Genomic DNA, 25646 nt, shown 5'->3' on the forward strand with positions numbered 1-25646 from the left:
TGGCTGGCCCTTCTGACGCTCTTTGCGAACCTGATCAACCCAGCGGCGCAGCGCCGTAGGGCCGACCTCCATCGACGCACAAACATCTGGAATCGAGCCGTTGTCATCAAGAACCATGCTGGCAGCAAGTTGCTTGAACTCGCGGGTATAGGTCTTTCGTTCTTGCATGGAACCTCCTGATTGGGCGAATCATATCGCCCTTAAGAGGTGTCCGGGATCATTAAGCCAGTTCAGCTTGTCCCGCGAAGGGGCCGGTTGCCCCTACGCGTTTCTGTCAAGCGGAGGCGAACCGCTTGTCCAGGTAGGCGATGATGGCCTTGGACTCGTACATCCAGGTCACCTCGCCTTGCTCCTCGATCCGCAGGCAAGGCACTTTGACCCGGCCGCCACCTTCGAGCAGGGCCTGGCGATGCTGCGCATCGTTCTTGGCATCACGCAGCGCCACCGGCACGTTCAGGCGGTGCAGCGTCCGGCGGGTTTTCACGCAGAACGGGCAAGCATGGAACTGGTACAGCGCGAGGCCTTTGGCCTCTTGTTCGACGCGCGCCTGGGCCGTGGCGTCGCGCTTGCGCTTGGCCGGGCGGCTGATCCAGTCGCCGAACACGATGAGCTGGCCGAGGCCGACCCGCAGGGCTTTGACGATCATGGGCAACTCCTGAAAAGAAAAAGCCGACCCCACAGGGTCGGCTCGGGGTCACTCGCCGATCACTTGATCAGGCTGAGGAACTCGCTGCGGGTGGCGGCGTTCTCGCGGAACTCACCGAGCATCACCGACGTCAGCATGGTCGAGTTCTGCTTCTCTACACCGCGCATCATCATGCACATGTGCTTGGCTTCGATGACCACCGCCACACCAGCGGCGCCGGTGACCTGCTGTACGGCGTCGGCGATCTGGCGGCTGAGATTTTCCTGGATCTGCAGGCGGCGGGCGTACATGTCGACGATCCGCGCGACCTTCGACAGGCCCAGCACTTTGCCCTTGGGCAGGTAGGCGACGTGCGCCTTGCCGATGAACGGCAGCATGTGGTGTTCGCACATCGAATACAGCTCGATGTCCCGGACCAGCACCATTTCGCTGTTATCGGAGGTGAACAGCGCGCCGTTGGTCACTTCTTCCAGCGTCTGCTCATAACCGCGGCAAAGGTACTTCATGGCCTTTGCAGCCCGCTTGGGCGTGTCGAGCAGGCCCTCACGGGAGACGTCCTCGCCGATCTGGCTGAGGATCTCGGTGTAGTTCTGTTCCAGGGACATGTATCTACCTGTGGGAAAAATCGCAAAAACGAAGGGTACGGCGGCAAAGCCCGCGCTGCAAGCGTGGCGTTACTCGTCGCGGCCTTCCATCATGGTTCGTTTGAGCATCACGTACACCGCACCGGTGCCGCCGTGGCGGGCCTGGCAAGAGGCGAAACCGAGCACTTGCGGGTGCTGGCGCAACCAGGTGTTGACGTGGCTCTTGATCATCGGGCGCTTGCCATCCAGGCGTGCAGCCTTGCCGTGGGTAACGCGTACGCAGCGCACTTCCAGCGTGTTGGCTTCGGCAATGAAGGCCCAGAGGGTCTCGCGGGCTTTCTCTACGCTCATGCCGTGCAGGTCGAGGCTGCCCTCGAAGGCGATCTGGCCGAGCTTGAGCTTGCGCAGCTGGCTTTCCTGCACGCCGTCGCGGCGCCACATCAGCTCGTCTTCGGCACCCACGTCGATGACAAATTGATCGGACAGGCCGTCAATCACCAGCGCTTGATCGCTGCGCACGGTCGCCGCCTGGCGCAGGCCGGCCAGCTGCTTGCGGTCGGCCTTGGGTTTGCCGACCTCGGCACGGTCGTGCTTGATCGGCTTGACGCCGCGCACCTCGGCGGTGAACAGGGAAAAATCGTCGTCTTGCATGATGCCTCCACGTGGGCGGCGTAGTTTACGCGATCAGCCCAATGGCGTCAGCACCGCCCCTGGAGGACCCTTCAGTCGTGCTTCTTCATCAGGTGCGGCGACAGGTTCAACTCTCGCCCCCGACGCAGGCGTATGCGGCTGCGCCGCCAAAAGCGCACGCCCAGGTACAGCAGCAGCAACCCGACCACGGTCAGGGTGCCGGCAAGCGGGCGGTTGGCATTGAGTTCGGCCAGGGCCGGGTAATTACCGAGCAGCCCGGCAAATCCGGCCATCGCCAGCAACACGCCGAACGTGGCCAGCAACGCCGACAGGCCGGCGGCCAGGCGGGCACCCCAGTTGCGCGGTTCGCGCTGGCGCAGGCGCTTGGCGTCGAAACTGCCTTTGAGCTTCATTCCGATTTCCTCTGTGGACATCCGGAATTCGACCCGTGGCGCGCCCTTGGGTTCCGCCCGGCTGCCGGGCGGTCGTCAGTTCAACGGCCTCAGATCAGGCTGTTGGTCGGGGCGACACAGGCGAAGTTATCGGCCATCACGGCCATTTCGCACGCGTGGATCTGCGCGGCAGGGATCACTCGGTCCTTCAAGGCCAGGTCACGGGTGGCCGAGGCGTCTTCCACCAGGGTGCAACGATAACCATAGTCCTTGGCCCGGCGCACGGTGGTGCTGACGCTGGAATGGCTCATGAAACCGCAGACGATCAGGTCCAGGTGACCCAGTTCCTGCAAGGTTTCGTGCAGCTTGGTGTTCTTGAAGGCATTGGGCATGCGCTTTTCGATGATGATTTCACCGTCGCGTGGCTCCAGCCCCGGGATGAATTCACCGGCAGCGCCCTGCGGGTCGAAACGACCGCCGACAGTGCCGAGGTGGCGAACGTGGATGATCGGACGGCCGGCCTTGCGGGCGGCGTCGAGCAACCTGGCGATGTTGGCCACGGCCTCGTCCATGCCCGACAGCGCAAGCGGACCACTCAGGTACTCTTTTTGCGCATCGATGACGATCAGGCTGGCTTGGCTCAGCTTGGCCGGCGGATAGTCGCGGCCAGTGAGGCGGAACATCGTGGTTGGAACGGACATCAATGGCTCCTTGGAAGGGCTTTTGTATACCTATTCTCCCTTGCCTTGGCGCCAATGGGAATGGTTGACATCGCATCCAGCGTAGTTACTGGCCTGTGGCTACCCGCAGGGCGATCCGCGGCAACAAATGTGCGGTGTGGGCTGTTAGACTTTTGTACGGTCTGAATTAGGAGTACCCCGTGATCACATCTCGTCTGCGCACGCTGCGCGACCATATCCGCTGGGCGGTCAGCCGCTTCCACGAGCACGAGCTGTTTTTCGGCCACGGTGCCGACAATGCCTGGGATGAAGCCCGCCTGTTGGTGCTGGGCGCCGTGCATCTGCCATGGGAGGTAGCCGACAGCTACCTGGACTGCCAGCTCGAGGACGACGAGCGCGTACGCCTGCAGCACCTGCTCAAGCGCCGCATCGAAGACCGCGTGCCGACCGCCTACCTGCTGGGCGAGGCGTGGTTCTGCGGCATGTCGTTCATCGTCGACGAGCGCGTGCTGGTACCGCGGTCGCCGATCGGCGAGCTGATCGAAAAGCGCTTCGAGCCCTGGCTGGCCAACGAGCCGGCGCGCATCCTCGACCTGTGCACGGGCTCCGGGTGCATCGGGATCGTCGCTGCCGAGGTGTTCCCGCAGGCCGAGGTGGTGTTGGCCGACCTGTCCTTCGAAGCGCTTGAAGTGGCCAACCAGAACATCGAGCGCCACGGCCTCGACGAGCGCGTGTTCACCGTCCAGGGTGACGGTTTTGCCGGCCTGCCGGGGCAGCGTTTCGACCTGATCCTGTCCAACCCGCCGTATGTCGATGCCGAGGATTTCGGCGACATGCCGGCCGAGTATCACCACGAGCCGGAGATGGGCCTGGCCTGTGGCAACGATGGCCTGGACCTGGTGCGGCGCATGCTCGCCGAGGCGGCCGAGCACCTGACCGACAAGGGTTTGCTGATCGTCGAGGTGGGCAACAGCCAGGTGCATGTCGAGGCGCTGTACCCTGAAGTCGACTTTGCCTGGCTTGAGTTCGAGCGCGGCGGGCACGGCGTGTTCATGCTGACGGCGGAGCAATGCCGGCAGCACCAGGAGCTGTTCAAGGCGCGGGTCTGATTCGAGGCCTTGGGGCCGCCCTGCGGCCCCGCGTTGCTAGCGCGTGGCAATCCAGATCAGCAGCCCCGCCTGGAACACCGCAAACGCCACCAGGCAGGTTATGGTAAAGCGTAACCCGCCGTCTTCGCGCCGGTACTTGGCCACCCGCTCATCGCGCTCGCGCAGTTGTGCTTCCTTCTCCAGCAGGTTCTGCTCGGCCTGCTGCAGCATGCCGGCGGCATCGAGGATGCCAACCCGTTGCACCTTCTCGCTGTTCCAACCAGCCTTGAGCTGGCCGACCGTGGTCTCGACCGTGCGGCCTTTCAGGTGCTGCGGGTCGGCGTACTCCACTTCAATGCCCGTGGCGCCGATGAACCGGTCGCGGCGCAGGCGCGTGTCTTCGTTGAGCGCATCCTTGTTCGGCAGCGCCATCCCCTCGACCCGGTAGTGCGACCACTTGCGCTGCAGCCACTGCACGGCCTGGGCCATCATGAAGCGGCCAAGGCCGCGGTTCAGGGGCTCCAGTTGCAGGCCGTTTTCGCTGCCAATGCTGACCAGCCGTTCGGCGTGATCGACATGCACATCAAGCAGGTTCTGTTCCTTGCGCACATTCTGCCCTGGCAGGCGGATCTCCATGCGCAACAGGCTGTGCGCCTTGTCGTGCCGTTCGGCATGGCCGAACTCGACGAAGCGCAGCGGCCGCGCGCCGCTGTTGCGGTCGGTGGGCAGCGGCGCCAGGCGCAGCAACTGGAAATGTTCGACAGCAAGGTCGGCCCACGGCAGCGCGGCGCTGTCCATGGCTTGCGGCTCTTCGGCCGGCTCTACGGCGGCGGGGGCATCGGTCATCAAGGCGGTCTCAAATACTGGCCAATACCGAGCTTATCGGCCGTATCGGCCAGGACCTGAGGCCATTGTGCGGCGATCGCCTTACGCCGAGGGTAGCTGATGAATGAACGTCACCACGCGCTCACCCAGCTCACGGGCCAGTGGCAATTCCGGGTTGAGGTAGCTGTCGCGTTGCTGGCTCATGGCTTTGGGGCTGATGCGCAGCACATGGTTCATGCCGTCGATCAGTACCAACTGCGCATCGGGCTTCGCTGCCTTGAGGCGCTCGGCGTCGGCCACGTCCACCTGGATGTCGTTGCGGCCCTGGACGATCAGCGCGGGCATGGGCAGGCGGGCGAAGGCTTGAGCCGGGTCCTGCTGAAACAGCGAAATCAGGTAGGGCTGCACGCTGGGGCGGAACACCTGGCGCAGAGGCGCCGGAACGTCCAGGGTGGTCTGCCCGGCCTGCAGGCGGTCGAGCAGGGCGCTGCTGCGGGCCAGCTGTGCGGGGGGCATGCGCCGTGCCAGTTGTTCGCGCAACACGTCTGCCATGGGCCTGCCACTGCCGGCCAGGGTGATCACCGCACTGGCGCCGGCCTGCTCGGCCGCCAGGCTGGCGATCAAGGCGCCTTCGCTGTGGCCGACCAGGATCAGCGGGCCGAAGCGTGGGTCGGCCTTGAGCTTGCGGCTCCAGGCCACGACATCGGCAACATAGCGTTCGACACTGAGGTTGCGTTCATCGGGGGTGGCCGGCTGGCTGGCGGCCACCCCGCGTTTGTCGTAACGCACGCTGGCGATGTGCTCGTTGGCCAGCAGCAGGGCCAGGCGCTTGAGGTTGTCGATACGCCCCGAGGCCGGGTTGTTGCCATCGCGGTCGGTGGGGCCGGAGCCGGCGATGATCAACACCACCGGCGGCGGGGTGGCCTGTTGCGGCAACAGCAGGCTGCCATGCAGCACGCCCTGGCCGGTGTCGAGGTCGATGGGGCGTTGCAGCACGGTGGGCGCGGCGGCCTGGGCAAGGCCGGTGAACAGCAGGAACAGCAAAGCGACGAAGCGCGACATCATGGGGTACTTCGTGGGGAGATGGCAGTTTGACCCAATGTCTGCGGGAAGGTTCGGCGAAGGGGCCGGTGCAGACGAGCATTCCTGATGAAATTTTCCGTATACTGGCCGCCTCGTTCACCTCAGGCAGACTCGCGGAGCGTCCATGTCCGGCAATACCTACGGCAAGCTGTTCACTGTCACCACCGCTGGCGAAAGCCATGGCCCGGCGTTGGTCGCCATTGTCGATGGCTGCCCTCCAGGCCTGGAAATCTCGCTCGCCGACCTGCAGCACGACCTCGACCGGCGCAAGCCCGGCACCAGCCGGCATACCACCCAGCGCCAGGAAGCCGACGAAGTGGAGATCCTCTCCGGCGTGTTCGAAGGCCGCACCACCGGTTGCTCGATCGGCCTGTTGATTCGCAACACCGACCAGAAGTCCAAGGACTATTCGGCAATCAAGGACCTGTTCCGCCCGGCCCACGCCGACTACACCTACCATCACAAGTATGGTGAGCGCGACTACCGCGGCGGCGGGCGCAGCTCGGCGCGTGAGACTGCCATGCGCGTGGCCGCTGGCGCCATCGCCAAGAAGTACCTGGCCACCCAGGGCATCCAGGTGCGCGGCTACATGAGCCAGCTGGGCCCGATCGAAATCCCGTTCAAGAGCTGGGATTCGGTAGAGGAAAACGCCTTCTTCAGCCCTGACCCGGCAAAGGTTCCAGAGCTTGAGGCCTACATGGACCAACTGCGCCGTGACCAGGACTCGGTCGGCGCGAAGATCACCGTCGTCGCCGAGGGCGTCATGCCGGGCCTGGGCGAGCCGATCTTCGACCGCCTCGACGCGGAGCTTGCCCATGCGCTGATGAGCATCAACGCGGTCAAGGGCGTGGAAATCGGCGCGGGCTTCGCCAGCATCGCCCAGCGCGGCACCGAACACCGCGACGAGATGACCCCGGAAGGCTTCCTCAGCAACAATGCGGGCGGCATTCTGGGCGGCATCAGCTCGGGCCAGCCGATCGTTGCCCACCTTGCGCTCAAGCCAACCTCCAGCATTACCGTGCCGGGCCGCTCCATCGACGTCGAAGGCAACCCGGTCGAAGTGATCACCAAGGGCCGTCATGACCCTTGCGTGGGTATCCGCGCCACGCCGATTGCCGAGGCGATGATGGCCATCGTGCTGATGGATCACCTGCTGCGTCACCGTGGGCAGAATGCGGATGTGAAGGTCGGTACTCCGGTGCTTCGCCAGCTTTGAATCGTCTGTACCGGCCTCATCGCGGGTAAACCCGCTCCTACAGGGATCGCGTCGCCCTTGTAGGAGCGGGCTTGCCCGCGAAGGGCCGGTCCAGGCAGCAACCCTCCTGGCGGAGCCCCCCATGCCCCCGATCCCTTACTGGCGCCTGTCCAGCTTCTATCTCTTCTATTTCGCCCTGCTGGGCTCGACGGCCCCATTCCTCGCTCTGTACTTCGACCACCTTGGCTTCCCCCCGGCGCGCATCGGCGAGCTGGTGGCGATCCCCATGCTGATGCGCTGCATCGCCCCCAACCTGTGGGGCTGGCTGGGTGACCGCAGTGGCCAGCGGCTGCTGATCGTACGCCTGGGCGCTCTGTCTACCCTGGCCACCTTCTCGCTGATCTTCCTCGGCAAGAGTTATGCCTGGCTGGCGCTGGTGATGGCCTTGCACGCGTTCTTCTGGCACGCGGTGCTACCGCAGTTCGAGGTCATCACCCTGGCCCACCTGCACGGCCAGACCGGGCGCTACAGCCAGGTGCGGCTATGGGGTTCGATCGGTTTCATCCTGGCCGTGGTCGGGTTGGGCCGCCTGTTCGAGTGGTTGAGCCTGGATATCTACCCGGTCGCCCTGGTGACCATCATGGCCGGCATCGTCGCCGCCAGCCTGTGGGTGCCCAACGCCCAGCCGGTGGAGCAGGGCGAGCACCGCCAGGCGGGGGGCTTCCTGCGCCAGTTGATGGCCCCTGGGGTGGTGGCCTTTTACATCTGCGTGGCCCTGATGCAACTCAGCCACGGGCCGTACTACACCTTCCTCACCCTGCACCTGGAACACCTGGGCTACAGCCGCGGCGCGATTGGCCTGTTGTGGGCGCTGGGGGTGGTGGCCGAGGTGCTGATGTTCATGGCCATGAGCCGGATCTTCACGCGTTTCAGCGTGCAGCAGGTGCTGTTGCTGAGCTTTCTGCTGGCGGCACTGCGCTGGCTGCTGTTGGGTAACCTGGCGGACCACCCGGGCGTGCTGATCTTCGCTCAGTTGTTGCATGCGGCCACGTTCGGCTGCTTCCATGCCGCCTCCATCGCGTTCGTCCAGGCCACCTTCGGCGCTCGCCAGCAAGGTCAGGGCCAAGCCTTGTACGCGGCGCTGTCGGGTACCGGCGGTGCGCTGGGTGCCTTGTATTCAGGCTATAGCTGGAAATTGCTGGGCCCGACCTTCACCTTTGGTATGGCCAGCGCCGCAGCGCTGGCGGCAGCCGTTATCATTGCCACTCGTTCGAAACCGACCAGGACCCGCCGCTGATGAGCATCCTCTGTGTATTCCACCCGTCCAGCCCGGCCTTGCCGAACAAGGTGCTGACCCACCACGACGATATCGCCGCCACCTTGGCCGAGCAGGGCGTGCGTTTCACCCACACCCCGCTGGCGCTGCGGGTGCGCCCTGGCAGTGCTCAAGAAGAAGTGCTGGATACCTGCCGTGAATACCTCGACCAACTGATGACCGCCCAGGGCAGCAAAGCCTTCAGCGTGCTCAACCGCGACGGTGCCGAGCCTTCGGCTGTCGACCTGCGCGATGAGCATGTGCATGACGCTGATGAAGTGTTGGCCGTGGTGACAGGCCGCGTACAAGTCGGGCTGCGCTTGGGCGAGTATGTGTATGCGGTGCTGTGTGAGAAGGGGGATCAGTTGGTGATACCGGCAGGCAGCCCGCGCTGGCTGGACCTGGGGGACAATCCGTTCTGCCTGGCCTTGCGTGTATTCGCCAACGAGAAAGGCGCACTCGCGACGTTTACCGGTGATGAAACGGCTCGCCTGTACGCAGGGATGGACGAGTTTTAGTGTCCGCTCCGGCCCCACGTGGGCCAAACCGCTGCCGCTAAAGGTACCCCGCCATCCCTATGGGCAATGCAGTACCTGTGGCAGCGGGCTCGCCCACGTGCAGGCCGGTGCAGACAAACCTTAGCGATAGGTCGGCAGGGCAAACCGCTGCTGGCTCTGCAACATAGTGATCACCGGCAGCTCACTGGCCTGCTCGGCCAGGTCACGGCGAATGGCGCTGATCGCCCAGGACAGCTGCTCGGCGCTGTGCAGTTGCCCGTAGGTCAGCACGCGGCGGGTGACCTTGCCGTCAGCGGCGCGCAGGGTCAGCAGGACACCGCCATCGGGGCGAGGCTGGGTGGTGACCTGGTAGGCCGAGAACACCGAGACGAACTTTTCCTGGATGAGGTCCATATCAACTCCTGACTGAATGTGTGGGCAGACGTGAGTTGATGGTTGCAGTGACCGTGCCAATCCTTAGGCTTCGAAAAAGTCCTTTAAAATCAGTGGCTTGTAACAATTTTGAAGAGAGGTGACCGTGCAGGCTGCATGGTCGTGCATTTTGCACAATGCAATTTGCACGAAGCGGGCAACACCTATCAGCCTCATAGAATCTGAACCTTTGACCCGCTTGGCAGGCCTGACAAACAATTAGGCAATCTTTTCTGCCAGGAGGTTCAAGTGTCCGACCAACCCGCTCCCGCCGCCATGACCGATGAAGAAACCGCAGCATTCGCCGAGCAGGTTTTCGAGCGGGCCCGCCAAGGCGATTGGGAAATGCTCCAGCGCCTTTTGGCCAGTGGCTTGCCGGCCAACCTGCGCAACCACAAAGGCGACACGTTGCTGATGCTGGCCAGTTACCACGGCCACCACCAGGCGGTATCCGTGCTGCTTGCCCATGGGGCCGACCCGCTGATCGCCAATGACAACGGCCAGTTGCCAATCGCCGGCGCGGCGTTCAAGGGCGATATGGCGATGATCCGCCTGCTGCTGGAAAACGGCGTGCCGGTGGATGCCGCAGCACAGGACGGGCGTACTGCACTGATGCTCGCGGCCATGTTCAACCGCAGCGAGATTCTCGAATACCTGCTGGCGGCTGGGGCCGACCCGGCACGCCAGGATGCGCGCGGCGCTACTGCACTGATGGCAGCGCAAACCATGGGGGCTGCAGACACCGCTGCCCGCCTGCAGGCGCTGGCCGGCTAACCGTCGGGGGGCGTTTGCGGCTATCCTAGGCGACTTTTCACCCGCCGCAGGCCCCCTTCATGAAAAACCAGTTGCTCGAATTCATCAGCCTCATCGCCGCCGGCTGCATGCGCGATGAAGACATCGAGCGCATTGCCGACGAAGCCGCCCAGGCCTACGCCGACCCCGCCACCTTCCTTGCCGCCAACCCGGACGTCAACTACGACGACAGCTTCCCGATCCCGCTGGGCGAGTGGGTTGTGCTTGGCAGCCTGCCGGACACCGTGGTGTTCCAGGCCGACAGCTATCAGGACCTGTTCCAGCAGATCAGTGACTCGTTCGACAAGAGCGTGCCGTTCAACCTCAAGCCCAAGCAGCTGGCGCGTACCGAGCCGCTGACGGCGTTGAATCGCATTCAGGTGCAGATGGGCGCCTTGAACAAAGAGGGCGGCGGTTATGTGTTGCTCAACTTCAGCCAGTTGCTCGACGACGAGCTGCAGGTGGTGATGGTGGGCCAGAACGACCTGGCGCGCGTGCTGGAGTTGGGCAGCGAGCTGGGGATCAAGGTCGAGCCGGCCCTGGAGGCCTTGAAGGTCGCAGTTCACGTCTGAAGTCAGGTTGTCAGCACTGGCCCTGTCGCCGGCAAGCCGGCTCCCACTGGGGTATCACCGTCCTCAGGTTCGGTGGGGTCGGTGTGGGAGCCGGCTTGCCGGCGATAGGGCCAGTGCAGCCACTGCACCCATCAGCCCAGCGCCGTATCCAGGAACATCATCACCGCAAACCCGCCCATCAGGCCCAGGGTCGCCGACGTCTGGTGACCATTACGGTGGGTTTCGGGGATTACCTCGTGGGACACCACGAAGATCATCGCTCCCGCCGCCAGCCCCATGCTGATCGGGTAGGCCAGCGCAAAACCAGTGGAAATCCCCAAGCCGATCACCGCGCCCAGCGGTTCCATCAGCCCCGAACCGACTGCCACCAGCGCTGCTTTTAAATTCGACAAGCCGGTTGCACGCAAGGCCAGGGCCACGGCCAGGCCTTCGGGAATGTCCTGAATGGCAATGGCGCTGGTCAGCGGCAGGCCGATGTTCATGTCACCGTTGGCGAAGCTCACCCCAATCGCCATGCCCTCGGGCAGGTTGTGCAGGGTGATCGCCAGCACGAACAGCCACACCCGGCTGATGCGTTCCGCCTCGGGGCCGCACGGGCCCGTGCTTTCATGTTCGTGCGGGGTGAAGCGGTCCAGGCCGAGCATCAGCAACACGCCCAGGCCCATGCCCAGCACCACGGTAAAGGCCGCAGCCGGGCCACTGCCGGTGATTTCGCGGGCCGCATCCAGGCCCGGCAGTATCAACGAGAACGAACTGGCGGCGAGCATCATGCCGGCCGCAAAGCCCAGCATTACATCCTGGCTGCGCGCGCTGACATCCCGCAGCACCACCGCCAGCACAGCACCCAGCGCCGTGGCGCCAAAGCCGGACAAACCGCCCAGCAGCGCCAGGTGAAGGTTGTCGGCATGGTCGCCATTGATGGCGTTCCAGAAGCTTGCCGCCAGCAGCACGATCACCGCCAGCAGGCTGACCCCAAGGCCTGCGCTGAGCCATGGGGTGTTCACCACCTGTTGCCGCCAGGCGCTCAGCAAAGAGGGTTGGGCAGCGCTTTGGGTGTGGGCTGGGGGCATGCGAACCTCGAATCGATGAATACCTGCAGTTTATCCAGTGACCTGTGGGGCAGGCCAAGGATTCCCTTCTATCGACGTGATAGCTGGCTATGCTGTGCAGCATGCACCTTCAACGGGAGTTTTGGCATGGGTTCTACCTTCAACGGCCTGGTTGGCCTGATCATTCTGGCCCTGGACATCTGGGCCATTCTCAATGTGATCAAGAGTGGCAGGGAGGTCGGGGTCAAGGTGCTGTGGATTCTGCTGATCGCCTTGCTCCCGGTGATCGGGCTGGTGATCTGGGCGATTGCCGGGCCCAGGGGCAATGTGCGGATCGGGTAGGGCACTTTGCTGGCACTGACAAAATCAGCAACAGCCTCGTGACAAAATTTTCACATTGGTTTAAACAGAATCCGCACCCGCACAATGCTGCGTTGGTCTAGCGCCGGCGCCATCCCCGCAAACACGCAATCCTAGGATCTCCCCATTCATGGCTAACACGGATGCCTTGAAGCAACAGGGCGCGCGAGCTTTTACGCCGACCTTGAAATCGCACCTGGCCTATACGCTGCTCAGCGGCCTGGTGATCATGTTGATGCTCAGCCTGGTTCGCCTGGCACTGCTGATCTACAACAGCGACATGATCGGCGACACCCCTTACTCGACGGTCGCAGAGGGCTTCCTCAACGGTTTGCGCTTCGACCTGCGGGTGGTGGTGTACCTGAGCATTCCGCTGCTGCTGGCCATCCTGAGCCCTTGGGCCATGGCCCAGCGCGGCCTGTTCCGCTTCTGGCTGACCATCACCTCGAGCGTGGTGATGTTCCTCGGCCTGATGGAAATGGACTTCTACCGCGAGTTCCACCAGCGCCTCAACGGCCTGGTCTTCCAGTACATCAAGGAAGACCCGAAAACAGTAATGAGCATGCTCTGGTACGGCTTCCCGGTAGTCCGCTACCTGCTGGCGTGGCTGTTCGGCACCTGGCTGCTGAGCCTGCTGTTCAAGGGCATCGACCGCCTGACCCGTGGCAATGGCCTGCAGCGCGTGGCGCCTTGGTACAACCGCCTGGCGGTGTTCATGGTGATTCTGCTGGTGGCCGTGGTTGCCGCCCGTGGCACCTTGCGCCAAGGCCCGCCGATGCGCTGGGGTGATGCCTTCACCACCGATTCCAACTTCGTCAACCAGCTTGGCCTGAACGGCACCCTGACCCTGATCGATGCTGCCAAGAGCCGCTTCGGCGAAGACCGCGCCAACATCTGGAAGCCGGTACTGGAGCAGAACCTCGCCACGCAGACCGTGCGTGAACAGTTGCTGACCCCCCACGACACCCTGGTTGACGCAGACGAGGCCGCCATCCGCCGCGACTTCGTGCCGCCGGCCGAGCGTACCCTGCCGGTCAAGAACGTCGTGGTGATCCTCATGGAGAGCTTCGCCGGCCATTCGGTAGGCGCACTCGGCAGCCCGAACAACATCACCCCGTACTTCGACAAGCTGGCAAAAGAGGGGCTGCTGTTCGACCGCTTCTTCTCCAACGGCACGCATACCCACCAGGGCATGTTCGCCACCATGGCCTGCTTCCCCAACCTGCCAGGTTTCGAATACCTGATGCAGACCCCGGAAGGCGGCCACAAGCTGTCCGGCCTGCCAGCGTTGCTCAGTGCCCGTGACTACGACGATGTGTACGTCTACAACGGTGATTTTGCCTGGGACAACCAGTCCGGGTTCTTCGGCAACCAGGGCATGACCACCTTCATTGGTCGTAACGACTTCGTCAACCCGGTGTTCTCCGACCCGACCTGGGGCGTGTCCGACCAGGACATGTTCGACCGTGGTAACGAGGAGCTGGCCAAGCACGATGGCAAGAAGCCGATCTATGCACTGCTGCAGACGCTGTCCAACCACACGCCGTATGCACTGCCCAAGGACCTGCCGGTAGAGAAGGTCACCGGCCAGGGCCGCCTGGACGAGCACCTCACCGCCATGCGCTATTCCGACTGGGCGCTGGGCCAGTTCTTCGAGAAGGCGCGCAAGGAGCCGTACTTCAAGGACACCCTGTTCGTCATCGTCGGCGACCACGGTTTCGGCAACCACCAGCAGGTCACCGAGCTCGACCTGGGTCGCTTCAACGTACCGCTGCTGCTGATTGCCCCGGGTATCCAGGAGAAGTTCGGTGCGGTCAACCACACCGTGGGTACGCAGGTCGACATCGTCCCGACCATCATGGGCCGCCTTGGTGGCCAGGCGCGCCACCAGTGCTGGGGCCGCGACCTGCTCAACCTGCCTGAGGGCGACCAGGGCGTGGGCATGATCAAACCGTCGGGCAGCGAGCAGATCGTGGGCCTGGTGCAGGGTGACCGCATCCTCATCGAGTCCAAGGACATGACCCCGCGCATGTACCGCTACCAGCTGGGCAGCGAGTTCAAGGCCGAGCTGATCGAAAGCCCGGACCAGCCGCAGATGCTCAAGCAGCTCGAGGCCTACATCCAGACGGCGACCAAGAGCCTGCTGGATAACACGGCGGGTGTGGTGCACGGCACACCTAAGTAACTGAACCCATCGCCAGCAAGCCGGCTCCCACAGGTAGGCCACTGAACCAACGAACAGTGGCGCCCTGTGAGAGCCGGCTTGCCGGCGATGAGCCCACCACTGGCTGCAACTGACTGAACAAATCCCTCCGCCCACGGTCAAGCATTTACAGGCATCACACCCGATGTTCTCTGCTTGAGAGGGCTATTCGATGAAAGAGTGGGAAGTCATTTTTGCTGACCAGAAAGGCGAGCCAACCACGCTGGTACTGCACGGTGAGCAGTGCCCTAGCGAGGAGGAAGCGGCCCGCGCCATACGTTCGCATCTATTCCCCGTGATGGACGAGTTGGACCTCAACGACTTCCAGGACCGCGCCCCGTCGCCCACTGCACGCTGGCTCAAAGAGCAGAACGGCGTGGTCATCACCCGCATTCAAGAAGCTTCCTGACCCCGCAAGTTGGCGTGGTGCCCTCGCAGGCACTACGCTGCAGGGAGGTGTTGGCCTGTTCTGCGGGGCTGCACCTGTTCCATTCGCGTCTTGCATCAGCTCGATCTGCCCGGCCATGCCGGCGGGTGCGTAGTGCACGGAAAGTCTATCCATTGCGTTATTCGGGAGGACGATTCATGAGCAGCCACGACGATATCAGCAGCAATGTCCTGCGCCAGATGAAAGCAGGCGGTTTTGACTTCAGCCAGATCCATCCCATCGAGTTTTACGCGGTATTTCCAGATGAAGCCGGCGCGCGAAGAGCGGCCGGGCAGTTTCGCGGCGAGTCACTCAATGCTCAGGTGCGTGAACGGGATGATGGTGCGTGGCACCTGGAACTGAGCAAGATCATGTATGCCACCTACGGTGGTATCGGTGACTTTGAAGAAGCCTTCGAGCAGGTCGTTTCACCCTATGGCGGTGAGGTAGAAGGCTGGGGCGTCAAGCAAGAGCGGCCGAGGGCCTGAGCCCTTCGCGGTGTGTGTTTCGCCGATTAACCCGTTGCCACAGGTACATCACCGGCCTTGACTGCTGTTGTGTGCCTGTGGGGCGGGTTTGCCCGCATGAATGGCGCCGTGATTCTCAAGGCTTGCGCCCCGCCATATGTTTCAAATAAGCCAGCAGCGCGTCCAGTTCCTGCTCACTCAACACGCTTTCGGCAAATCCAGGCATGCGCGCCTGCGGCCATTGCCGCAAGCTTTGCGGGTTGCGAATGTACTGGCGCAAGAACCCAGGCTGGAAATACTCGGTCGGGTTGTGCGGCACATTCAGGTCTGGCCCGAATTGCGCGTCCCCTGCGCCGTTTAGCCGATGGCAGGCCAGGCAGTTCTGCTGGAACAGGGCAAAGCCCTGGCGCACCGGGTCATCTTTAGTCAGCATCGGATCCGGTAGCAGGGCGGGGAAGCGAGCCTCGACAGCGGCCAGGCGGCGAATTGTGGCGATTTGAAAGGGCCATTGCTCGGGCCGAATGCCGCTAGCCTGCGGGTCGGTCCAAACCAGGTAGAACGGCCCGGCGCTTGGCTTGCCCTTGCCCAGCGCCGGCCACGGTCTTGCCGGCTCCTCGATGGCCAGCCAGGCGCGTGCCGGGCCATCCTGCAGCAGCGGTGCTGCGGGCATTTCGGCAGCAAAGCCGTCCAGCGCGACGGCTTGCAGATGGTCATCCGCATTGATGCCCTGCAGCAGCGTGGCCAATGGGACGGCGCGATAGCGCATGGGGCGTTTGTAGGAAACGTCCTGATCGACACTGATCTCGCGGGCCTGCGGCAGGCTCAGCAGCTGCGCGCTGTCCCACTGGCGCGACAGGCTCCCCAACTCCAGGTGCAATTGCGCTGCCTGCAGCGGCAGGCTGAATAGAAGGGCTAGCAGGGCAAAGCAGAGGCGCATGGGCAATCTCCGACCGTCATGGCCGGCAGGTTACCTGTGCAATGCCCGTAAAGGCCACAGCAACCGTCATCCGAACAAACGTGTGAGGTTTGGCAGGATCAGCAGCAAGGTCGTGGCAAATAAAATGAGCCCAGCTTGGCGAAGTTTCGATTGTCTGAACATGGCGGACCGCCTTCTTGTTGTTATTCCTGAATACCCGTTGGCTTCCCTGTCGCGCTTCGGGTCGATCACCGTGGCGTGATTCACGCCCGTACTGCTTACCTCTTCAAATCGATATACAACCAACAGTAGGGCGAACGTTATCCATGTTTCAGAACGCTTTGTTCTAACAACTGTGATAGACAATCGCCATCTGCTATGAGGCCATGGGCCAGCTCGCTGACACGCTCTGGCTAGACGGCTGCGGATACCCCCGTCACAACCCGACAAAATGTGACCGTTCGTCAGTGCAGCCTACTTGCTTGTACGGGTCTTTCGCGTCAGTCTCTACAGCAGATTCCCACTCATGTCGTTCAGGACTATCCCTATGTCGTTACGCATCTGCATCCTTGAAACCGATGTCCTGCGACCGGAGTTGACCGCGCAGTACCAGGGCTACGGAAGGATGTTCGAGCAGCTCTTCTCGCGGCAGCCGATCGCAGCCGAGTTTTGTGTGTACAACGTGATGAACGGCGACTATCCCGCCGATGACGAGCGCTTTGACGCCTACCTGGTAACCGGTAGCAAGGCTGATTCGTTTGGCACAGACCCGTGGATCCAGACCCTCAAGGCCTACCTGCTAAAGCTCTACGAGCGTGGCGAGAAACTGTTGGGCGTCTGTTTTGGTCATCAGTTGCTGGCGTTGACGCTGGGTGGCAAGGCCGAGCGCGCCGACAAGGGCTGGGGGGTAGGCATTCACCGCTATTCCCTGGCGGCGCATGCCCCCTGGATGGACCCGGAGGTTTCCGAACTGACCCTGCTGATCAGCCACCAGGACCAAGTGACCGAGCTGCCGCAAGGCGCCACGGTGATTGCCTCGAGTGATTTCTGCCCGAATGCGGCCTACCACATTCGCGACCAGGTGCTGTGCTTCCAGGGCCACCCGGAGTTCGTCCATGACTACTCGCGGGCACTGCTCGATGCGCGCCAGGAGTACCTGGGGGATGAGGTTTACCACAAGGCAGTGGCGAGCCTGGCCACCGAGCATCAGGGCGACCTGGTCGGGGAGTGGATGATGCGTTTCGTGCAGCAGCCGGCCAAGTCGAACGGTAACGCTGCCTGAGCCTTGTGGGCCGCGTTGCAGCCTGCTGACAGAGGCGCTCCTGCAGGAGCGGCCTCGCGTCGCGAATGGGCCGCAGCGCGGCCCCGACACGCTACAGCCACCCGGATTTCTTGAAGCTCGCGAACAACCCCGCACAGCCCAGCCCAATCACCCCCAGCACCGCGAAGTAGCCGTAGTGCCAGCTCAGCTCAGGCATGTTCTGGAAGTTCATCCCGTAGATCCCCGCAATGGCCGTAGGGAAGGCCAGGATCGCCGCCCACGCTGCGAACTTGCGCTGCACCAGGCTTTGCCGTGAAGACTCCAGCAACATACCGATCTCGATGGTCTGGCTGGCGATGTCGCGTATCCCGGACAAGTCTTCCATCTGCCGCGTCACGTGGATCTGCACGTCGCGAAAGTACGGGCGCATGTTCTTGTCGATGAATGGGAAGCTCAGGCGCTGCAGCTCCTCGCTCACCTCCACCATCGGTGCCACATAGCGGCGCAGGCGCAGGATGTCGCGGCGCAGGCCGTGCAGGCGACGAATGTCCTCTTCGAGCAGCGAGCCGCTGAGTACGCTCTGTTCCAGCTCCTCGATCTCGCCATGTATGGCTTCGCTGACGGGTTGGTAGTTTTCCGTAACGAAGTCGAGCAAGGCATACAGCACGAAGTCTTCGCCATGCTCCAGCAGCAGCGGCCGCGCTTCGCAGCGCTGGCGCACCAGGGCGTAGGATTTCGAGTGGCCATTGCGGCAGGTGATGATGTAGCCATTGCCGGCGAAGATGTGGGTCTCGATGAATTCCAGCTTGCCCTCATGGCGCACGGGCGAGTAGGTGACGATGAATAGCGCATCACCGAAGGTTTCAAGCTTCGGCCGGCTGTGCTTCTCGAGCGCGTCCTCGATGGCCAGTTCGTGCAGGTTGAACTGGCGCTGCAGGTTGGCCAGTTCTTCGGCGTTGGGCTCTTCCAAGCCGATCCAGACGAAATGCCCCGGCTTTTGCGCCCACTCGCTGCCTTCGTCAATGCTGATGTTGGTGACCTTTCTGCCGGCGCTGTACACCGCCGATGCCACGACTCGACCCATGGTTATCCACTTGTCCGGTTGAACACGGGTTACAGCTTGGGCTGTATAGCGTAGGAGGGCAACCTACGGCTGAGGCAACTCACCTTCCATGCGGTCGATGCACTGTTGCATCTGCGCGCGGCACTGCTCGATCAGCGCCGGCAGGTCCTGCTGGGTAAGCCCGGCTGTCGCGATTGGGGGCAGCGAGCGCACTACCACCGTGCGCTGGCGCCAGCTGTTCAGGCTCAGGCGCCGGGCATAGCGGCTGACGCACACCGGTACGATCGGCACGCCTGCGTCGATGGCCATGTGGAAGGCACCCTTCTTGAACGCCAGCAGCTGTAGTTCGGGGTTGCGCGTGCCCTCGGGGAAGATCCAGATCGAGGTGTCGTCGCGCAGGATGCGGGTAGTCACCTGCATCGCCTTGCGCGCCTGGTAGGCGTTCTTGCGGTCGATCAGCACATTGCCGCCCAGCCAGAACAGCTGCCCGAACAGTGGGATCCAGCCGAGGCTTTTCTTGCCGATGGCGACCGTGCGTTGCGGCACCACGTGGCCGAGGATGAACAGATCGAAGTTGGACTGGTGGTTGGCGACGATTACGCAGCCGGGCGGCTGGTCCCACAGCGGGCCGACCTCGGCCTTGACCTTGATGCGCATCAGCCAGGTGGCTGGCAGGCTGTAGAGGCGGGCGAATAGGCGGCTGTTGTCACGGTTGAACGGGCGCAGCAGCCCGATGAGCAGGCCAATGACCCCAACCAGCAGGAAGTGCAGCCCCAGCAGGAGCATGCGAAGGCAGTAAAGCATGGTACGACTCACACCAGACGGTCGCGGTGCAGTGTACGGTTGTGCACTGTGTTGGGCAAACCCTGGTGTTGTGGCTGATGGCGCTATCGCCGGCAAGCCGGCCCTCTCAAGGGCGGGGGCAACGCTACTCCGGTAGGCGCTGGCTTGCCGGCGATGGGGGCCAGTACCGTCAGCCCATATGCTCCTGGTCCAGTTCGATGGCCTTGTCCAGCACATCCAGCAGCCCTTTGCGCACTTTCAACTTGGTGTTCTTGTGCGCCAGCATGTTCAGCTTCTTCAGTTCACGCGCCGCGGCCAGGGCGGTGTCCTGCAGTTGCTCGGCCGGTACCACCTTGTCGAGAAAGCCGGCCTCTACCGCACCCTGCGGGTCAAAGATCTCGGCATTGTTCACCGAGCGCTGGAAGGCCGCGCGGCTCAGGCGGTCGCGGGCCAGTTCGATACCGGCATGGTGCATGGTCATGCCGATCTGGACCTCGTTCAGGCAGATCTTGTAAGGCCCTTCTACACCGATACGGTAGTCGGCCGACAACAACAGGAAGGCCCCTTTGGCCACTGCGTTGCCGGGGCAGGCGACAATCACCGGAAACGGGTGCGAAAGCAGGCGACGGGCCAGCGTGGAACCGGCGGTGACCAGGCTGACTGCTTCCTTCGGCCCGGCCGTCATCACTTTGAGGTCGTAGCCGCCGGACAGGATGCCCGGCTGGCCAGTGATGATCACCACGGCCCGTTCTTCCTTGGCGCGATCGAGGGCGGCATTGAAAGCGTCGATGACATCCGGCGAAATGGCGTTGACCTTGCCGTTGTTCAGGGTCAGGGTGGCGATGCCGTCTTCGGCATGGTAGGTAATCAGCTCGCTCATGGCAGAGTCCTTTAGGTGGCGTGACGATGACGTTACCCAGCGCCGTGGGCTAGGTAAAGCAGCAAGGCTGACTGGCCAGTCAGTGGCAGGGCTCAACGCCTTGGTGCGCCGGGGTAGAGCGTTGCCAGCCCGGAAAAGCGCAGGCGAGATTGGCAGCATTGCCCTGGCAACCTCGGGTTTTTATCTGTTTGGCTTAAATGCATGAAAAAACTGAAAAAAATGCTTGCCAAGGTAAAGCTCTTCCACTAAATTAGCGCGCCTCGACAGGGTGAATGCCTTGAAGAGAAAACGGTGAAGTGTCCGAGTGGTCGAAGGAGCACGCCTGGAAAGTGTGTATACGAGAAATCGTATCAAGGGTTCAAATCCCTTCTTCACCGCCACATTCTGCGAAAAGCCCCCGAACTGAAAAGTTCGGGGGCTTTTTGTTTTAGGGGTAGTAGGGCGCGCGTCCAAGGTCAGCTGAACATCTGTGGGCGCGGGCTTGCCCCGCGAATGGGCCGCAAAGCGGCCCCGCAGACCTCAGAAATTCACCGACGCCGACAACCGCGCCGTCCTCGGCGCCCCCTGGAACAGGTAGTTGTCCCCCAGGTAGTCGCCGACATCCCGCCAGTAGCGCTTGTCGAACAGGTTATCCACGGTCAGCCGCAGCACCGTCTCATAGCCACCCACACGCGTGCGATACCGTGTACCGACATCGAACACCGTATACCCGCCCACCTCGACATTCCCCGCCTGGCTCGCATACTTGCTGGCGCTGTAGCGCGCGCCGCCAAGCAATGCCAGGCCAGGGACCGGCAGGCTGTAGTCGGCTTGCAGGGCGGCGCGCAGGCGCGGCACGTTGATCGCCTGATGGTCCTCGTAGGCATCGGTACCACTGTTCTTGACCCGTGCCCGAATCGCTGCGGCGCTGGCCTGGACCTGCAGGTTCGAGGTCACCCAGCCGCTGGCGCCCAGCTCCAGGCCGATGTTCTTCTGCTGGCCTTGCTGCACGTAGGTGAAACCGCCATCGCCTTGCGGGCGGGCGTACTGATAGGCCTGGCGGATCTGAAACAGCGCGGCGCTGAAGCTCATGCCTTGCCAGTCGCGCTTGATGCCCAGCTCAAGTTGCTGCGACAGGGTGGGGGCGAGGATTTCGGCAGCGTTGCTGGCAAACCAAGGGGCGGTGCCCCCGGCCGACAAACCCTTCGAGTAGCTGGCGTACAGGGTGGTGTCCAGGCGCGGTTTGTAGATCAGTGCGGCATTGGGCAGCAGCTGATATTGCCGGGTGTGGCGCCCGGCCACGCCGTTCTCGTCCCAGGTTTTTTCGTCCAGGCGCACTTCACGGGCGCCAAGCACGGTTTGCCAGTGCTCGTCCAAGGTGATGCGGTCGCTGACGAACAGGCCGTACTGGCGGCTGTCCAGGCGCCGCTCGCTACTGCCTACGGGCTTGTCCGAAGGGTCCACGGCAGGCGCGCCGGTGTAGATGTTGCCGCTGCCGACCCACTCGTTGTAGTAGGGGCGCTGGTCCAGAGTGCGTCGTTGGGCGCTGCTGCCGACCGTCAGTTCGTGGCTTACGCCAAGGGCATCGAAACGGCCGTTGAGCATGGCCTGCGCCTCATCCGTGCGGCGGGTGTCATCAGGGCTGCGGAAATCATAGATGTCGTAGTCGCCTTGCGGGCTGAAGTGCGACTGCCAGCCACCTTCGCTGCCCCAGGCAAACGCGCTGTAGTCATCGATCACCACGTGGCTGCGCGAGGCGCTGAGCGTGCCGCTCCAGTTATCGTTGAAGCGGTACTGGAAACGTCCGCCCAGGTTCAGCGAATCGTTCTGCACAGGCTTGGCCCAGTGCTGATAGGCCAGCCTGTCATCGGGGTCGATGCCGTGCGGCACTTGGCTGCCGCCCAGCAGTTGATAGCCCGGCACTGAGCGCTGCTCGCGGTGCTGGTATTCGGCATCCAGTTGCAGGGTGGCATCGGCGCTGATCTGCCAGTCGAAGGCCAAGGATGCGAAGTCGCGCTTGCCATCGGCATGGTCGACGTACGAGCGGATGTCCTCATGGGCAAGGTTGGCGCGCAGGCCGAACTGCCGTTCGCTGCCGAACCAGCCGCCCAGGTCGGTGGCCAGATAGCGCTCGCCCTGTTCGTTGGTCGAAACAGTTACGCTACGTACATCTTCGGCGCGCTTGGTCACGTAGTTGATCAACCCACCAGGCTCGGACACGCCGCTTTGCAGGCCGGACAAGCCTTTGAGCAGTTCGACCTGCTGCTTGTTTTCCAGGGCGACGTTCTGCTCGCCGACAATGGTCTGGCCATTGATGCGGTAGCTGCTGGCGGCGTTCAGTTCGAAGCCGCGGACGTTGAAGTTTTCGTAGTAGCCGATAGGGGCATAACTTTCGCCGACCGAGGCGTCGCTTTGCAGCACTTCGCTGAGCTGGCGTACCTGCCGGTCTTCGATCAGTTGCTGGCTGAACACGCTGACCGACGCCGGGGTGTCGAGCAGCGGTGCGGCCTGGAACCCGCCGACTGCGGCCTCGCGCACCTGATAGCCTTCGTTGCCGTAGGTGTCGGACACCTGCACGGGGGCAAGGGTGACACTGCTGTCAGCCAAACCGTGAGGGCTGTGCAAGGCCAGGCCCAGGCTGAGCAGGCTCAGGGGCAGGCGGGGGCGGGGCAGGGGCATGCGAGGTCCTTGATGGGCGAGATTGCACGGGCCCATTCGCGGGCAAGCCCGCTCCTACAGGCATGGCGCCGCTTTCAATGGCGACGCCATGCCTGTAGGAGCGGGCTTGCCCGCGAAGAGGCCAGTGCAGACAAAAAGTGCCGCATCTTATCAGGCCCATGCAGCCCAGAGCGCGCCCGAGATGCTTATTCGCTTTTAGCTGGCCGACGGTGCTGGCGCCAGCTGTCATCGATCTTCGACCAGGTCTTGCCATCGGTGATGGCCATCAGCTTGCGGCCATCCTTGAACGTGGCAAGAAAGGTGGCTTCCTCCTCCTTGCCACCGAGCCACAGCCCCGCCAGCAGGCCCACCGGGCCAGCCACCAGGGCGCCGGCCACGCCCCAGCCCAGTGCAGTGCCCAGGCTCCGGCTGGTCTCAAGGCTGGCGAGCTGCAGGTCGCTGATACGTGTGAGGGAAATACGCTCGCCAGGCGAAGGGCTGCGCGGGGTTTTGAGTGTGAGCGATCCATTGCGATACTCGCCTTCACCTTGCAAGAAATCGCCGGATTGCACCGTGAGTCTTGTCATTGAGTCGTCCTGTCAGTGAAAGGGGCTTGGCCAGCCCTTACTGAAGCGCTGGCACGTCGGGCAAGTCAACGAGCAGGCGACGGAGGGTCGTGTGGGGCTATGCCGCGCAGGCCTTCGCAGCGCGTTTGCGCTTGCGTTCGGCCCAACCCCATACCAGCAGGGCCAGCGCGCCGATCAGCAACCCAGCCACCACGATGCCCTTCCAGCCTGAATGCTGGAACAGCTGCGTGCCCAGCAACGAGCCTAGCGCGCCGCCGATGAAATAACAGGTGATGTAGCCGGCATTGAGCCGAGTACGTGCCTCGGGCCGCAGGGCAATCACCGCATTCTGGTTGCTCACGTGCACCAGTTGCACGGCCAGGTCGAGCACCAGCACGCCCAGCAGCAATGCTGCCAGTGAGTGCTCGGCAAAGCCCAGCGGTACCCATGACAGCAGCAGTGCCAGCAGGCCCACCGTGGTGCCCAGCGAGCCCTTGCCGCGGTCTGCCAGGCGCCCGGCCCAGTTGGCCGAAAGCGCGCCCGCTGCACCGGCAAGGCCGAACAGGCCGATTACCGCGTCAGAATAATGGTAAGGCTCGCGGGCCAGGAGGAATGCCAGCGGCGTCCAGAACAGGGCGAACAGGCTGAATGCCAGCAACCCCAGCAGCGAACGCAGCCGCAGCACCGGCTCCTCGATGAACAGGCGGAACACCGAGCCGATCAGCGCCGGGTATTTCAGCCCAGCGTGGCTGTGGTGTTGCGGCAGGCTGCGGTACAGGGCGAAGGCGGTGATCGCCATCAGCACGGCAGCCAGCACATAAATGCTGCGCCAACCGCCCAGTTCTGCCATGAAGCCGGCAGCGGTGCGTGCCAGCAGGATGCCCAGCAGCAGGCCACTCATCAGTGTGCCCACCGCGCGCCCGCGCTGGTGTGGTTCGCTCAAGGTCGCGGCCATGGGCACGAGAATTTGCGCCACCACCGAGAACAGGCCGGTGAGCGCGGTACCGAGGAGCAACCATGGCAGGTTTGGTGCGCAGGCGCTGATCACCAGGCCCAGGGTGGATATCGCCGACATCACCACGATAAGGCGGCGTTGCTCGAACAGGTCGCCCAGTGGCGCCAGCAGCAGCAGGCCGGCGCCATAGCTGAGTTGTGCGGCGATGACGATACTGCCGGCACTGGCGGTGCTCAGGCCGAACTGTTCGGCGATGCTGTGCAGCAATGGCTGTGCATAGTAGTTGCTGGCCACGGCCAGGCCGGTGGCGGTGGCCATCAGCAGGATCAGGGCGCGACTCAAACTCGGGGCGTTCATGGCAATCTCGTGCGGGCAGTGGTCAGTGGCATTCAGTATCGGGAACTGCCAGGCATGACGCCAACGTAGGGTTGTCAGGTTATCCGCAAAGGGTGCCGGTACTTGCCGTTTCGCCAGCCAGTACCGGCAACCTCCTCAGTCAGGCAGCGAAACCACCATCGGCGGTCAGGCTGGCACCGGTGATATAGCCGGCTTCCGGGCCCGCCAGGTAGGCCACGAAGCTAGCAATTTCGTCGACCTGGCCGTACCGCCCAATCGCCATCAACGGGATAAGGCTCTCGGCAAACTCGCCGCTGGCCGGGTTCATGTCGGTGTCCACCGGGCCTGGCTGCACGTTGTTGACGGTGATCCCCTGTGGCCCCAGGTCGCGCGCCATACCCTTGGTGAGACCGACCAGCGCCGACTTGCTCATGGCATAGGGCGCACCGCCGGCAAACGGCATGCGTTCGGCATTGGTGCTGCCGATGTTGATGATCCGCCCGCCCTGGCCCATGTAGCGGGCGGCGGCCTGGCTGGCGACGAACACGCTGCGTACGTTGATGGCCAAGGTGCGATCGAAGTCGGCGAGGTCGAACTCCGCCAGCGGCGCCACGGCCAGTACGCCGGCGTTGTTGACCAGGATGTCGAGGCGGCCGAAGGCTTTCACGGTGTCGTCCACCGCCAGTTGCACGGCTGCGGCGTCAGCGCTGTCGGCGCGTAGGGCAAGCGCTTGACCACCGGCTGCCTTGACCTCTTCGACCAGGTCGTTGGCCGGGCCTTCCGAGCTTGCGTAGGTGAAGGCAACCTGGGCGCCTTCGCGGGCCAGGCGGCGCACGATGGCGGCGCCGATGCCGCGAGAACCGCCCTGGATCAGGGCCACTTTGCCTTCGAGAGTAAGTTGCTTGGACATGCTGATCTCCTGCTGGAAGCAAGGCCGAATGCCTTGGATGGGCGCAGTATCGGCCGATGATTACCTGCTGATAAGATGGCAATCGCTATTGGCAGAGTAAAC

The 25646-nt window shown here is 63.2% G+C and carries 29 protein-coding genes and 1 tRNA gene; 12 read left to right on the forward strand and 18 right to left on the reverse strand.

Going from position 1 to position 25646, the window contains the following annotated elements; genetic code table 11:
- The 6 genes from ABEH27_RS18550 to ABEH27_RS18575 all read right to left on the reverse strand — a co-directional run.
- Nucleotides 1-168 (reverse strand): transposase (locus tag ABEH27_RS18550; RefSeq protein WP_346615071.1); only part of this gene is annotated, 168 nt, incomplete at its 3' end.
- A gap of 106 nt (nt 169-274) precedes the next feature.
- Complete coding sequence (locus tag ABEH27_RS18555) at nt 275-646, reverse strand: glutathione S-transferase N-terminal domain-containing protein (RefSeq protein ID WP_346614969.1); 372 nt, start codon at nt 644-646, stop codon at nt 275-277.
- 59 nt (nt 647-705) lie between these two features.
- Complete coding sequence (folE, locus tag ABEH27_RS18560) at nt 706-1251, reverse strand: GTP cyclohydrolase I FolE (RefSeq protein WP_346614970.1); 546 nt, start codon at nt 1249-1251, stop codon at nt 706-708.
- Between the two features lie 69 nt (nt 1252-1320).
- Nucleotides 1321-1881 carry a Smr/MutS family protein gene (locus ABEH27_RS18565; protein WP_346614971.1) on the reverse strand — a complete coding sequence of 187 codons (561 nt, stop codon included), beginning with the start codon at nt 1879-1881 and terminating at the stop codon, nt 1321-1323.
- A 71-nt stretch (nt 1882-1952) separates the two neighbouring features.
- A complete protein-coding gene (locus tag ABEH27_RS18570) occupies nt 1953-2273 on the reverse strand; it encodes a hypothetical protein (protein ID WP_346614972.1) in 321 nt (106 codons plus the stop codon).
- An 89-nt stretch (nt 2274-2362) separates the two neighbouring features.
- Complete coding sequence (locus tag ABEH27_RS18575; RefSeq protein ID WP_346614973.1) at nt 2363-2953, reverse strand: cysteine hydrolase family protein; 591 nt, start codon at nt 2951-2953, stop codon at nt 2363-2365.
- A gap of 179 nt (nt 2954-3132) precedes the next feature.
- Between ABEH27_RS18575 and prmB the strand changes: the two genes are divergently transcribed.
- On the forward strand, nt 3133-4041 hold the full coding sequence (prmB, locus tag ABEH27_RS18580) for a 50S ribosomal protein L3 N(5)-glutamine methyltransferase (protein ID WP_346614974.1): 909 nt from the start codon (nt 3133-3135) through the stop codon (nt 4039-4041).
- A 36-nt stretch (nt 4042-4077) separates the two neighbouring features.
- Here the strand turns inward: prmB and ABEH27_RS18585 are convergent, their stop codons facing one another.
- Nucleotides 4078-4866, reverse strand: coding sequence for a hypothetical protein (locus ABEH27_RS18585; protein WP_346614975.1), 789 nt, complete (start codon nt 4864-4866; stop codon nt 4078-4080).
- 81 nt (nt 4867-4947) lie between these two features.
- On the reverse strand, nt 4948-5910 hold the full coding sequence (locus ABEH27_RS18590) for an alpha/beta fold hydrolase (protein ID WP_346614976.1): 963 nt from the start codon (nt 5908-5910) through the stop codon (nt 4948-4950).
- 142 nt (nt 5911-6052) lie between these two features.
- On the opposite strand from ABEH27_RS18590, the gene aroC reads away from it, so the two are divergent.
- From aroC to ABEH27_RS18605, 3 genes are all read left to right on the forward strand, one after another.
- Entirely contained in the window at nt 6053-7144 is a 1092-nt protein-coding gene (aroC, locus tag ABEH27_RS18595; protein ID WP_346614977.1) for a chorismate synthase, read from the forward strand.
- Between the two features lie 121 nt (nt 7145-7265).
- Complete coding sequence (locus tag ABEH27_RS18600) at nt 7266-8420, forward strand: MFS transporter (protein WP_346614978.1); 1155 nt, start codon at nt 7266-7268, stop codon at nt 8418-8420.
- On the forward strand, nt 8420-8956 hold the full coding sequence (locus ABEH27_RS18605) for an oxidase (protein ID WP_346614979.1): 537 nt from the start codon (nt 8420-8422) through the stop codon (nt 8954-8956). Before ABEH27_RS18600 ends, ABEH27_RS18605 begins: the two co-directional genes overlap by 1 nt.
- 120 nt (nt 8957-9076) lie before the next feature.
- On the opposite strand, the gene ABEH27_RS18610 is transcribed toward ABEH27_RS18605, so the two are convergent.
- On the reverse strand, nt 9077-9349 hold the full coding sequence (locus ABEH27_RS18610; RefSeq protein WP_346614980.1) for a DUF3509 domain-containing protein: 273 nt from the start codon (nt 9347-9349) through the stop codon (nt 9077-9079).
- Between the two features lie 267 nt (nt 9350-9616).
- On the opposite strand from ABEH27_RS18610, the gene ABEH27_RS18615 reads away from it, so the two are divergent.
- Nucleotides 9617-10141, forward strand: a complete 525-nt coding sequence (locus ABEH27_RS18615) for an ankyrin repeat domain-containing protein (RefSeq protein WP_346614981.1) — start codon at nt 9617-9619, stop codon at nt 10139-10141.
- A gap of 59 nt (nt 10142-10200) precedes the next feature.
- Entirely contained in the window at nt 10201-10731 is a 531-nt protein-coding gene (locus ABEH27_RS18620) for a hypothetical protein (protein ID WP_346614982.1), read from the forward strand.
- Nucleotides 10732-10862: 131 nt separating this feature from the next.
- Here the strand turns inward: ABEH27_RS18620 and ABEH27_RS18625 are convergent, their stop codons facing one another.
- Nucleotides 10863-11801, reverse strand: a complete 939-nt coding sequence (locus ABEH27_RS18625) for a ZIP family metal transporter (RefSeq protein WP_346614983.1) — start codon at nt 11799-11801, stop codon at nt 10863-10865.
- A 126-nt stretch (nt 11802-11927) separates the two neighbouring features.
- Between ABEH27_RS18625 and ABEH27_RS18630 the strand changes: the two genes are divergently transcribed.
- The 4 genes from ABEH27_RS18630 (at nt 11928) to ABEH27_RS18645 (ending at nt 15258) form a co-directional block, all read left to right on the forward strand.
- Nucleotides 11928-12122, forward strand: a complete 195-nt coding sequence (locus ABEH27_RS18630; protein WP_346614984.1) for a PLD nuclease N-terminal domain-containing protein — start codon at nt 11928-11930, stop codon at nt 12120-12122.
- A gap of 148 nt (nt 12123-12270) precedes the next feature.
- The gene (locus tag ABEH27_RS18635) at nt 12271-14325 is read left to right on the forward strand and encodes an LTA synthase family protein (RefSeq protein ID WP_346614985.1); all 2055 of its coding nucleotides are present in this window, start codon (nt 12271-12273) and stop codon (nt 14323-14325) included.
- Nucleotides 14326-14515: 190 nt separating this feature from the next.
- Nucleotides 14516-14752, forward strand: a complete 237-nt coding sequence (locus ABEH27_RS18640; RefSeq protein WP_346614986.1) for a hypothetical protein — start codon at nt 14516-14518, stop codon at nt 14750-14752.
- Between the two features lie 176 nt (nt 14753-14928).
- A complete protein-coding gene (locus ABEH27_RS18645; RefSeq protein WP_346614987.1) occupies nt 14929-15258 on the forward strand; it encodes a ribonuclease E inhibitor RraB in 330 nt (109 codons plus the stop codon).
- Between the two features lie 115 nt (nt 15259-15373).
- Here the strand turns inward: ABEH27_RS18645 and ABEH27_RS18650 are convergent, their stop codons facing one another.
- The gene (locus ABEH27_RS18650) at nt 15374-16174 is read right to left on the reverse strand and encodes a cytochrome c (protein ID WP_346614988.1); all 801 of its coding nucleotides are present in this window, start codon (nt 16172-16174) and stop codon (nt 15374-15376) included.
- A gap of 526 nt (nt 16175-16700) precedes the next feature.
- Between ABEH27_RS18650 and ABEH27_RS18655 the strand changes: the two genes are divergently transcribed.
- Nucleotides 16701-17435: an amidotransferase gene (locus ABEH27_RS18655; protein ID WP_346614989.1), complete on the forward strand. Its 735-nt coding sequence runs from the start codon at nt 16701-16703 to the stop codon at nt 17433-17435.
- A gap of 91 nt (nt 17436-17526) precedes the next feature.
- Here ABEH27_RS18655 and ABEH27_RS18660 read toward each other — a convergent pair whose 3' ends face one another.
- From ABEH27_RS18660 to ABEH27_RS18670, 3 genes are all read right to left on the reverse strand, one after another.
- Nucleotides 17527-18498, reverse strand: a complete 972-nt coding sequence (locus tag ABEH27_RS18660) for a magnesium and cobalt transport protein CorA (RefSeq protein WP_346614990.1) — start codon at nt 18496-18498, stop codon at nt 17527-17529.
- Nucleotides 18499-18561: 63 nt separating this feature from the next.
- A complete protein-coding gene (locus ABEH27_RS18665; RefSeq protein ID WP_346614991.1) occupies nt 18562-19281 on the reverse strand; it encodes a lysophospholipid acyltransferase family protein in 720 nt (239 codons plus the stop codon).
- Between the two features lie 169 nt (nt 19282-19450).
- Nucleotides 19451-20140, reverse strand: coding sequence for a crotonase/enoyl-CoA hydratase family protein (locus ABEH27_RS18670; protein WP_346614992.1), 690 nt, complete (start codon nt 20138-20140; stop codon nt 19451-19453).
- A gap of 290 nt (nt 20141-20430) precedes the next feature.
- On the opposite strand from ABEH27_RS18670, the gene ABEH27_RS18675 reads away from it, so the two are divergent.
- Nucleotides 20431-20520: transfer RNA gene (locus tag ABEH27_RS18675), tRNA-Ser, on the forward strand.
- Nucleotides 20521-20659: 139 nt separating this feature from the next.
- On the opposite strand, the gene ABEH27_RS18680 is transcribed toward ABEH27_RS18675, so the two are convergent.
- From ABEH27_RS18680 to ABEH27_RS18695, 4 genes are all read right to left on the reverse strand, one after another.
- Nucleotides 20660-22798: a TonB-dependent siderophore receptor gene (locus ABEH27_RS18680; protein ID WP_346614993.1), complete on the reverse strand. Its 2139-nt coding sequence runs from the start codon at nt 22796-22798 to the stop codon at nt 20660-20662.
- Between the two features lie 185 nt (nt 22799-22983).
- Entirely contained in the window at nt 22984-23364 is a 381-nt protein-coding gene (locus tag ABEH27_RS18685) for a hypothetical protein (protein WP_346614994.1), read from the reverse strand.
- Nucleotides 23365-23461: 97 nt separating this feature from the next.
- Entirely contained in the window at nt 23462-24655 is a 1194-nt protein-coding gene (locus ABEH27_RS18690) for an MFS transporter (RefSeq protein WP_346614995.1), read from the reverse strand.
- A gap of 139 nt (nt 24656-24794) precedes the next feature.
- Entirely contained in the window at nt 24795-25544 is a 750-nt protein-coding gene (locus tag ABEH27_RS18695; RefSeq protein WP_346614996.1) for a 3-oxoacyl-ACP reductase family protein, read from the reverse strand.
- Nucleotides 25545-25646: the final 102 nt, after the last annotated feature.

Origin of the sequence: Pseudomonas sp. P39-UII1 (genome assembly GCF_039672635.1) — a bacterium.
In the GTDB taxonomy this organism is placed as follows: domain Bacteria; phylum Pseudomonadota; class Gammaproteobacteria; order Pseudomonadales; family Pseudomonadaceae; genus Aquipseudomonas.